Raw genomic sequence first — 8,306 nt, forward strand, 5'->3', positions numbered from 1 at the left:
TACCAGCAGCGATGCGAGACCAGGTGACTAGCTCGGCCAGCCAATAGCGTCGAGGAACTCTTCCACGGCGACCACGACTTGACTGAGCACCGCGATCGACTCGGTAAGCGGGCCGGGTACGTACATACCGTGGTCCGCGCCTTCCACCTCTAGCACATGGGGCGACAGCCGGCGGGCGATGTCACCGTCCCATAGCTTGTCGCCAGTGCCACCCACCAGCAGGAACGGCGCGGTTGCGCGGCCCAACGCATGAGCCACCCACGGCAGGGTGAGCAAGGGTGTGAGCCACACGGCGGGCAAGGATCTTTCGGCGGCAACCGCTGCCGCGTTCGTGCCGAGCGACTTGCCGATCAGCAGTGGGCGACCGCTAATGGTGTCGATCAGTGGAACGATCTCACCGCCAACCCAGCTCTCGATTTCTGGCTGATCAGGCTTCGGAAACTCCTGGGACCACGAGTGTCGATGTACTGTTGCGCCCCGCTGCTCCGCCACATCGCCCGCATACATCAGCAGGGAAGCGCCCGGTCCGAACCAGGCACCGGGAATCACGACAGCGTCAGCCATGCGGACGACCTTACTGACAGTCGGCCCGTGCGCGGCGTGCCCTTGCGTGCCCGATGCGACGGACGCTGAGGGCCAAGAAGGGTGAAGCTTGGACTGCAGCGCCGGAGAGCAGGTCACGGCAGGTGATCGGTGCGCGCCGAGGCGTGCCCTGCCCCGCCGGCTACGGCCTGACAGCCTCCCGCCGGCGTAGGTGTCAGGGCTCGGCTGCGAGCGCGTCCTGGCGCGGCGTGAGCCTGGCGTCGACCCGAGAGAGGGTCAGATCCCGGCTCAAGCCGCCGCGCAGGAGCCGAATCCGCATGGGAGGCGCGCGACGGCGGGGTCGGCCAGGGTGAACGCGACGGGGGTACCCGGTGCGCCCCGACTGAAGCGGATGACGTTTGGTCTTCATCCCGCAAGGTGCCCTGTGCTTCTTCGCACCCGCGACTCAGCTTTCGAGTTGACCAAGAAAGGGGTCGGAATGGAGGGTGGCAGCACCGGGGGCCACGTTAGTGCACACGCCCTTGCGCCGCGCGTGTCCCGTTGCGGGATCGTCAATCGGTCCGGGTGCGGAGGCTCCGCGCCAGGGTGGGGATCATCACCGTCGCGGGGACGAGGTGTAGCCCGAGGAGGGCGGTGGTGGTGGCGGTGTTCGCCCCGCAAACGAGTGGCGGGACCAACGAGATCGCGGTCAGCGACACTGCCGTCCACACGAATCGCTCGGCGGGGCGAGCGCTCCAACGAAGAAGAGCGACGGCAATGACGATGCCCACGACCGAGAAGAAGCCGGTCACCACGGCGAACCCGGACAACGGGATCGTCTCGCCACCATCGGGGACCTCGAAGTCGACGCCAACGGCCTGGGCGAGCGCAGCGGCGAGGGTGGTGGCCACCATCGCTGCGAGCGTGGCAATGAAGCCGGTGACGGCGAGCCCGCGGAGTCGGTGGGTGTGGCTGGTCTGGCCCGATGCCGGGCCTGCGACGACGCCGGTGTTATTCATGCTGTTCATGTCGTTCCTCCATCATTCGGTAACTGGCGTACGGGGTGTGTTGACTGGCATGTGACGGTCCTGGCCCTGGGCGTGACGATGCGCACCCTCGCCGTGCGACGGCCGGGGTTCCGCAGGGCGCGGACGCCGGTGCCGCGGAGCCAGAACTCGGCGTCGCGTCCGAGGACCGGCCCGGGTTCGCCGTCGCGCAACTCCAGCTGCACCCGCCCGCGGGTGACGACGCCGAACGCGTTGCACCACTGGGCCGCGACCACCGCGACACGCGCGCCACCGCGCAGCGCGAGCGTCCACACCGGGACTACTCCGTGCCGTCCGCCGGCAGGCGCTCCGGCAGCCCGAGCCGCGGGAACTGGTCGTCGTGGAAGATGATGATCTCGGTGATCGCCCCGCCGGTGACGCGCAGGACGTCGATCGTCAGCGGCAGGTACGCGCCCTCCCGCTTCCGCCAGAGGTAGAAGGCGACGGCGGGCTGCCGGTTCACGGAGGTGGGGACGGCGCGCAGACCCGTCATGCCCTCGAAGCCGTCGTCGATCCAGTCGTTCACCACCGCCTCGCGGCCGACGTACAGGCCCGGCGTGGGCGGCATCGAGCAGCGGACGTCGTCCCGCAGCATTGCGGCGAGCGCGTCGATGTCCGTGGCCACGCTGGCGTCGGTAAAGCGGCGCACCAGCTCGCGCGTCCCGGCGTCCTTCTCGTCGCCGGTCCAGTCCTGCCGCTCGGCGGGCAGGTGCTCCCGCATGCCGGCGCGGGCCCGCTGCAGCGCGCTGTTCACGGAGTTGACGGAGTCCCCGAGGAGCTCCGCGACGTCCTTCGCCGGCCAGCCGAGCACGTCCCGCAGGATCAGCACGGCCCGCGGGCGCGGCGCGAGGTGCTGGACTGCGACCAGGTACGCCAGCTCGATCGTCTCCCGCGCGACGGCGACGGTTTCCGGCTCGTCCGCGTCGCCCGCGGGCAGTTCGTCGAGCAGCCGGTCCGGGTAGGGCTGCAGCCACCGCACCTCGCCGCCGGTCGCAGGCTCCGGGCGGCACTTGGCGAGCAGGTCCAGGCAGGCGTTGGTGGCGATCCGGTACAGCCAGGCCCGGAACGTCGACCGCCCCTCGAAGGTCTCCCGCCGCCGCCAGGCACGCAGGAACGTCTCCTGCACGGTGTCCTCGGCGTCCTCGAACGACCCGAGCATCCGGTAGCAGTGCACGTGCAGCTCCCGCCGGTGCCGCTCCGCCAGCCCCGAGAACGTCGGCTCGTCGACCTCGCCCAGACCGCTCACGCCCAGCTCCTCCAGCCGCGTGTCCGCACTCATCTCGTCATCCTTCCGTCTCGTCGTGTCCCGTCGTAGGTGTGACGGGTGCGGGCGCGACAACTCATCACCAGGGTCAGTCGGCATGGCTGATCCAGTGAGCGTTTCTCATCCTTGGGAGGTCGGGTTTTCGACGTGGTGGAGAACGAGGATGGCCTGCACCCATTGCGGTTGTCCGAGAGGGGCTGCAGCGCAGCTTGGTCAGGGTTTTCAGGGTCTTCCAGGTCTTGAGGGTGGCGACGACGCGTTCGCCGCGGCAACGGATCCGGGCGTGGGCCTTGTTCACGGCCTGCTGCCGGCGCGACAGCTTCGGCCGGTAGCGGTGCCGCTTGAACGGGGGTACGCACGGAACCGCCGGCGCCTTGATACGCCTTGTCCGCGGAGGTTACGCAGGGCTTCTACTCAGCCGAATGCCGGCGGACTCGACGTTCGTCGGAGGCGTGCGGTCAGCGGTCCGGACCGCCACCCTCGCGGCGGGCCCGCCCTGGCGATCTCGCCCCGGATGGGCAGCCAGTAGAAGGGAATGAACGCGGCGATCACCGCCACGCCAAGAGCGGGAAGGAGAGCGCCCAGCAGGGTCCCGGTGGCGATCCAGGTGAGGGCGAGCCGGAAGCGCCGGCTGATGGCTTTCACGCCGGCGGAATCGATGGCGGTCACGAGCAGTCGGCGATGACGACGTGCGTACTCCCAGATGGCGTTGAACAAAATGGCTGCCACTTCGAACACTATGCCGTGCAGGACGACGGCAACGCGCTGTCCCTCTCCCTCACGAAACGCCTGGGCCAGAACCGAGGCGGCGAATGGCAGGAACGCGATGTCCATCAGCAGCACGGTGTTCAGAAACAACACCGTCCGGTCGGCAGTACGGATCTGGTCGAACATCACGTGATGATTGGCCCAGACCTGCCCGATCAGCATGAAGGTGACAAGGTAAGCCAGATAGGAGGGCCAGAGCGCGACGAGGCCGTGGAACAGGTGCCGGCTGTCCTGCGGCGGACGGATCTCCAGGACGAGCAGAGTGACGGCGATGGCGATGACCGCATCGCTGAACGCGACGACCCGCGAAGGATCGCGCTCCATACCGAACGGTGTTGACCTTCCTGATGCCTGAACAGGTCCTGTCACCGTCCAAGCATCAGGCACCAACCGCCGCGGGACGCGGAGCCGAGCGGCGTGCCATGGTGCCGGAGCTCGTAATGCATAGGTAGCCGGCAAGATGCCCGCTGTTCCGGTCAAGATCCGGATTCGCCGTGGTGATCCTCGTGGCCGCTGTCGTGGTGCCCCGCGTCCCGCTGCACCTGCCGCTCCTGCACGAAATAATCACCGAGGTCAGCGAGGAGACGCGCGCGGGCGGCGTCCACACGTGCCGCGTAGTCCGGCATGAAGATTTCCACGAGCGATGTCTCCAGGGCGCGCTGACGCGGTGCAACGCCGACCAGACGGCAATGTCCTCGTCGACGATGGCGTCGAACCGCCCAGTACCGATCACACTGTCAAGCCAATCGGAGAGCACCAGGGCCTGGTCGTGGGTCAGCTTGATCGCAAGGTCCTCAGCCATCGAGCGAGAGTAGCCAGAGCACGACAGGCAGCGGCGGGGCCGGCCCGCCCATCCGGACCGGCCCCCGCAGCGCACCGGTCAAACGGTCGCCGCGTACAGCCGCAACCCGGCCGGCCAACCGCCCTCACCGGCCACCGCGTCCCGGATGCCCTCCCAGCCGGACCCGTGCGCGTCGAGCTGGTCGTGGACCAGGTCGACCCGGGTGCCGGTCTCGGTGGGGTTGAAGGTGACGGTGACCCGGCTGCCGATCGCGTCCGGCGGCGGGACCTTCCAGTCGGGGCCGATCAGCCAGGCGAAGGCGAAGGTGCGCGGCGGGTCCCAGGTGAGGACCGTGCCCCAGACGCAGACCTCGCCGGCGTCGTTCTCCTCCCAGAGGCGTCCGCCGACGTGCGGGTCGACGCCGACCTGCTTGAGTTCGCCGGACAGCAGGTGGTGCGAGCGTTCCCACCAGCGGTCCATCCCGGCGGTGAAGACGGTGAAGGCGTGCTCGGGCGGGGCGGCGACCTCGACGCTGGTGCGTACGACGGTGGGCTCGGTGGCTTCGGTTGTCACGGTGTCTCCTCGGGCGGTTGCTCCACGGCCTGCGCGAACGCGGCCAGGGCGTGGTTCCAGAACTGGTCGAAGTAGCCGCGTACGGCGGCCAGACCCTGCGGGTCGAGCGCGTAGACGCGGCGGGTGCCCACAGCGGTGGACGAGACGAGTCGGGCTTCCTTGAGGACCTTGAGGTGTTGCGAGACCGCGGGACGGCTGACCGGCAGCTCGGCCGCGATCTCGGCGACGGAACGGGGGCCGGCGGCGAGCAGTTCGAAGACGGACCGCCGGGTCGCGTCGCCCAGGGCGTCCAACATCCGCCCTTGGTAAGTGGCCACGAACGGTAAGTCTAGGCTTTCCGATACTCCTGTCAAGGGCGCTCCCTCTGGCGCGATCGGGCACGGCGGGGTAGAAACAAGCTCATTCCCACCCACCTCAGCCCGGGCGCCCGACGCGCCGCCCAGAGAGCGCTCTCACGGACCCGAAGGCACCTCACCACCGACAGGTAGGCCGATGACACCTCCCCTTCACCCGTCCCGCCGGCAGCTCTTCACCCTCGCTGCCGCGACCGCCGCCGCGGCGGGGCTCGCCCCCGCCACCGCCGCCTCCGCCGCGCCCGCACGCCACCTCGAGGACGAGCCCGACTTCGGCCCGAACGTCTTCGTCTACGACCCGAGCACCCCGGCCGCCGAGATCCAGTCCACCGTGGACCAGCTTTTCGCCCGCCAGGAACACAACGAGATGGGCACCGACCGGTACGCGGTGCTCTTCAAGCCCGGCCGCTACGAGGTGAACGCCCGGCTGGGCTACTACACGACCGTGGCCGGCCTGGGCGAGCACCCGGACGACGTGGAGATCCACGGCGCGGTACGCGTCGTCGGCCAGCCCGACCCGAACTCCCCGGCCGGCATCTCCGCGCTGACCAACTTCTGGCGTTCGGCGGAGAACCTCGCCATCACCCCCACCGACTGGTCGAACCAGTGGGCCGTCTCCCAGGCGTCGCCGATGCGTCGGGTGCACGTCAAGGGCATCCTCTGGCTGGAGCCCGGCAACGGCGGCTACTCCAGCGGCGGCTTCATCGCCGACTCCAAGGTGGACGGCATCACGATCAACGGCTCCCAGCAGCAGTGGCTGACCCGCGACAGCGAGCTGGGCGGCGACTGGACCAACGGGGTCTGGAACCAGGTCTTCTCCGGCGTGCTCGGCGCGCCCGCTCAGGGCTTCCCGAACCCGCCGTACACGACGCTGCCGACCAGCCCGGTGACCCGGGAGAAGCCGTACCTGTTCGTGGACGCCGCCGGCCGCTGGCGGGTCGCCGTGCCGGGGCTGCGCCGCGACACCGCCGGCACCAGTTGGGCGGCCGGCGGCGGGACCACCCGCTCGCTGCCGCTGCGGGACTTCTTCATCGCCCGTCCGAGCCACGACGCGCAGCGGATCAACCGGGAGCTGGCGCGCGGCCGGCACCTGCTGCTCACCCCGGGCGTCTACCGCCTGGACCGCGCGCTGCGGGTCATCCACCCGGGCACCGTGGTGCTCGGCCTCGGCATGCCGAGCCTCGCCCCGACCGGGGGGTGACGCCGCGCTGCGGGTCGCCGACGTCGACGGCGTCCGCATCGTCGGCATCCTGGTCGACGCCGGCGAGGCGGAGTCGGACGTGCTGGTGCAGATCGGCCACCGGCACTCCCGCCGCGACCACGCCGACGACCCGATCTCGGTGCAGGACGTCTTCTTCCGCATCGGTGGGCCCTGGGTCGGGCGCGCGCGGACCAGCCTGGTGGTGGAGAGCGACCACACGCTGATCGACAATGTCTGGGCCTGGCGCGGCGACCACGGCAACGGCATCGGCTGGACGGCCAACACCGCCGGCACCGGCGTGATCGTCAACGGCGACGACGTGACGGCCTACGGGCTCTTCGTGGAGCACTACCAGCGCTACCAGACCATCTGGAACGGCGAGCGGGGCCGGACGATCTTCTACCAGAGCGAGCTGCCCTACGACCCGCCGAGCCAGGCCGCCTGGACCAGCCCCACCGGCCGGGGCTGGGCGTCCTACAAGGTCGGCGACCGGGTACGCGAGCACGAGGCCTGGGGGCTGGGCGTCTACTCCTACTTCAACCAGGGTGTGGACATCCGTTGCGACCGGGCGATCGAGGCGCCGCGCCGGCCCGGGGTCCGCTTCCACGACATGGTGACCGTCTTCCTCGACGGCAGCGGCGGTATCGAGAAGACCGTCAACGAGGTCGGCACCCCGGTCGTCGGTAGCTACGGCACCAGCCCGGTGATCAGTTACCCGTGAGCACGGCGCGCGGGCGACCGCGCGGCGGTGACCGCCCGTCCCCATCCCGGGGGCGGGCGGTCATGTAACACGATTCGCTCCGAAAGCGCTACGCCTTCTCGCTGAGCGGGCAGCGCATGCCCGGCATAGGCTCGAAATGCAGTGAGGATCGCAGGTCACGGCCGGGCGGACGCGATCGAGGGGGCGAGTCCGCTCCGGGCCGGGACACGTTGCGCGTACCACGGGGGGCCGCCACTCGTCGGTCAGCCGGCGAGCTGGTCCACCCGGGCGATCACCTGGTCGATCAGGCCGTAGTCGCGGGCCTGCTCGGCGGTGAACCAGCGGTCCCGGTCCCAGTCGCGCTGGATCTCCTCCAGGGTCCGACCACTGTGCTGGGCGATCAACTCCTGCATGGTCCGCTTCACGTGCAGCATGTTCTCCGCCTGGATGGTGATGTCGGCGGCGGTGCCACCCATCCCGCCGGAGGGCTGGTGCATCATGATCCGCGAGTGCGGGAGCGCGAAGCGCTTGCCCGCCGCGCCGGCGCAGAGCAGGAACTGCCCCATCGACCCGGCGAAGCCGAGCGCCAGCGTGGCCACGTCGTTCTGCACGTAGCGCATGGTGTCGTAGACGGCCATCCCCGCGCTCACCGAGCCGCCCGGCGAGTTGATGTAGAGGAAGATGTCCCGCTCGCTGTCCTCGGCGGCGAGCAGCAGGATCTGCGCGCAGATCTGGTTCGCGGTGTCGTCGGTGACCTCGGTGCCGAGGAAGACGATCCGCTCCCGCAGCAGCCGCTCGAACACGTGATCCCCGAAGGTCGGCTGACCACCGTCCAGCATGCGCACGTCGTACCCGATCATCGCGACCGCCCTCCCGACTTGCGCCGGCGGGCGAGGAGCACCGCCCGGGAACCGGCGTCTCCAGCCTGCGCCCGGCACCGGTCGCGGCCCCAGGATTTCTGCCGGCGGCAGATCCGCCGACGGCAGAACCGCGGCCGGCCTACCCCGCGGTCAGCCGCCGTCGCCCCGTTCGGGCCCGGCGGCGGGCCAGCATCCTGGAGGTACGCGGGCCGGGCGCCGGCCGCGCCGAGGCGATCAA

10 protein-coding genes and 1 pseudogene are annotated in these 8,306 nt (G+C 70.0%); 2 read left to right on the forward strand and 9 right to left on the reverse strand.

The genetic code is table 11. From position 1 onward, the window contains the following. Positions 1–27 precede the first annotated feature (27 nt). The 8 genes and pseudogenes from JNW89_RS00710 to JNW89_RS00745 form a co-directional block, all read right to left on the reverse strand. On the reverse strand, positions 28–564 hold the full coding sequence (locus tag JNW89_RS00710; RefSeq protein WP_238447180.1) for an alpha/beta hydrolase: 537 nt from the start codon (positions 562–564) through the stop codon (positions 28–30). A 530-nt stretch (positions 565–1,094) separates the two neighbouring features. Then, the gene (locus tag JNW89_RS00715) at positions 1,095–1,550 is read right to left on the reverse strand and encodes a DUF6069 family protein (protein ID WP_238447181.1); all 456 of its coding nucleotides are present in this window, start codon (positions 1,548–1,550) and stop codon (positions 1,095–1,097) included. Between the two features lie 298 nt (positions 1,551–1,848). Then, positions 1,849–2,847: an RNA polymerase subunit sigma-70 gene (locus JNW89_RS00720; RefSeq protein WP_238447182.1), complete on the reverse strand. Its 999-nt coding sequence runs from the start codon at positions 2,845–2,847 to the stop codon at positions 1,849–1,851. A 105-nt stretch (positions 2,848–2,952) separates the two neighbouring features. Continuing rightward, positions 2,953–3,233: pseudogene (locus JNW89_RS00725) on the reverse strand (transposase family protein); the annotation flags it as partial. A gap of 13 nt (positions 3,234–3,246) precedes the next feature. After that, on the reverse strand, positions 3,247–3,924 hold the full coding sequence (locus JNW89_RS00730) for a TMEM175 family protein (RefSeq protein WP_238447183.1): 678 nt from the start codon (positions 3,922–3,924) through the stop codon (positions 3,247–3,249). Between the two features lie 152 nt (positions 3,925–4,076). After that, positions 4,077–4,238: a hypothetical protein gene (locus tag JNW89_RS00735; protein WP_238447184.1), complete on the reverse strand. Its 162-nt coding sequence runs from the start codon at positions 4,236–4,238 to the stop codon at positions 4,077–4,079. Positions 4,239–4,480: 242 nt separating this feature from the next. Continuing rightward, a complete protein-coding gene (locus tag JNW89_RS00740; protein ID WP_238447185.1) occupies positions 4,481–4,954 on the reverse strand; it encodes an SRPBCC family protein in 474 nt (157 codons plus the stop codon). After that, entirely contained in the window at positions 4,951–5,250 is a 300-nt protein-coding gene (locus JNW89_RS00745) for a metalloregulator ArsR/SmtB family transcription factor (protein WP_255540220.1), read from the reverse strand. The genes JNW89_RS00740 and JNW89_RS00745 overlap by 4 nt, the downstream gene beginning before the upstream one ends. 196 nt (positions 5,251–5,446) lie before the next feature. Here JNW89_RS00745 and JNW89_RS00750 point away from each other — a divergent pair, with 196 nt between their 5' ends. Together JNW89_RS00750 and JNW89_RS00755 are read left to right on the forward strand one after the other, a co-directional pair. After that, on the forward strand, positions 5,447–6,508 hold the full coding sequence (locus JNW89_RS00750) for a hypothetical protein (protein ID WP_238447187.1): 1,062 nt from the start codon (positions 5,447–5,449) through the stop codon (positions 6,506–6,508). A gap of 79 nt (positions 6,509–6,587) precedes the next feature. Beyond that, positions 6,588–7,229 (forward strand): hypothetical protein, encoded by a 642-nt coding sequence (locus tag JNW89_RS00755; protein WP_238447188.1) that lies wholly within the window; start codon positions 6,588–6,590, stop codon positions 7,227–7,229. 242 nt (positions 7,230–7,471) lie between these two features. Here the strand turns inward: JNW89_RS00755 and JNW89_RS00760 are convergent, their stop codons facing one another. Further along, a complete protein-coding gene (locus JNW89_RS00760; protein ID WP_088964893.1) occupies positions 7,472–8,068 on the reverse strand; it encodes an ATP-dependent Clp protease proteolytic subunit in 597 nt (198 codons plus the stop codon). Positions 8,069–8,306: the final 238 nt, after the last annotated feature.

The organism is Micromonospora sp. 4G55, from assembly GCF_016803375.1.